We start from the raw sequence: 1,310 nt of genomic DNA, 5'->3' as shown, positions 1-1,310 counted from the left end.
TGCCAGAATGGCGCCTCAAGAAGAGAACGTTTGAGGTTCCGTACCTCATGAAGCTCGGCAACATCAGCCGCCAGGAAGCGCTGGCTTTGATCGCTAGCCATGGTGGAGACGGAGACGAAATCACTGCTGAACTGTTTTCGCGGAGAGGTCGATCACATTAGCTGTTCAGAACATGGGCGGCGTGGCGGATGATCGAAAGCGGTCCTAAGATTGTCTGCAATTCGTGCAGAGTGYCCCTTAGCAGTGTCAGTGAGCCGCAAGGTTCCGACCTCCTAGATCAAGGATAGCCATGGTAGCTTGACAGCGTGAGCGTCCGCTCTGAGCCAGAAGCCGCCGTCGAGTTCAGCCGCTTTACGGCAGCTATTCAACCCTCGACGCCCATGAGCGGACAGTCGGCCCGCGACCCCGATGCCGCCAAGCGCCCGCTCATGGCGCAAGCCAGGCCTAGCGATGGTATGGTTGTGGTCGTTTTTGACAGGCGAGCGAACCGCAAACTGCCGCAGCAAGGCCGGCGCTAAAGCATTGGTATTGCTGTCGTCAAAACCTAGGGATTTTTAGGGCTACTCCCCAGCTTTGGAGAATGATGGGCATTCAGAGAGCGTTTTGGGGAAGAACGTCGTTTCCGCATTCCCCGGCTTTCGGCTGCACACCCCGCAAACGCTGGGCTTTCGGGAAACCGTGCGGCGACCGGAGAATTGTTTGGACTTTGAAGGTGGTAGAGGGAAAGGAACCGGAATCCAACCTTCTCCATGGAGTGGCGCCATGACGGCAACTTGAAACGTGCCTCAGATACGTTGCTGACGACCGACCTAGTCGGAACCGCACTTAGGTCGGCTCCCCAAACTCCGCCTCGCTCCTTGCCGATGGGCGTCCCTCATAGTCGACGGGCGGCAACAGCATGACCTCCGTCTCGGCGCGGCCGTATTCCCTGCCGATTTGAAACGCTGCATAGATCGCACCGAGGCGGATCAACAGTCTAAGCATGATAGTTCTCCTTCGACGGAGAAACCACGCGGCAGGCAGATAGTTCCGTATGCCGGAACCATGGTGACCGGTGCTCGTTCATCTGGTTGGTACACCGGGAAGGACGCAGAAATGGTCGTCAAGAAATCAAGCGGCGCGAGCCGGGTAGTAAAGGGCCAGGAGCTAGAGGTTCAACACCTCACTGAAGTTACGGACTTGTCGCCCAAACAGGCGCGCGGACTGCTCCGCAAGCACGGCGCGGACTGGCCGAAGTTGAAGGACGAAGCCGAGGATTTGAAGGAAGAGGACTGACAAGTGCATAGGTAGTCGCGGCTCTCCATTAGGAG

General features: G+C 57.7%; 2 protein-coding genes. One reads left to right on the top strand and one right to left on the bottom strand.

Annotated elements, in window-relative coordinates:
- Nucleotides 1–825: 825 nt before the first annotated feature.
- Nucleotides 826–984 (bottom strand): hypothetical protein, encoded by a 159-nt coding sequence (locus ACXJ7R_RS33100; protein WP_457155471.1) that lies wholly within the window; start codon nucleotides 982–984, stop codon nucleotides 826–828.
- A gap of 111 nt (nucleotides 985–1,095) precedes the next feature.
- Between ACXJ7R_RS33100 and ACXJ7R_RS33095 the strand changes: the two genes are divergently transcribed.
- Complete coding sequence (locus tag ACXJ7R_RS33095) at nucleotides 1,096–1,275, top strand: hypothetical protein (protein ID WP_457155470.1); 180 nt, start codon at nucleotides 1,096–1,098, stop codon at nucleotides 1,273–1,275.
- Nucleotides 1,276–1,310 lie beyond the last annotated feature (35 nt).

The sequence above is a fragment of the Mesorhizobium sp. P5_C1 genome (assembly GCF_054049815.1).
Note: the sequence above shows the minus strand (reverse complement) of the source record. Positions and strands in the feature narration are given on the sequence as shown.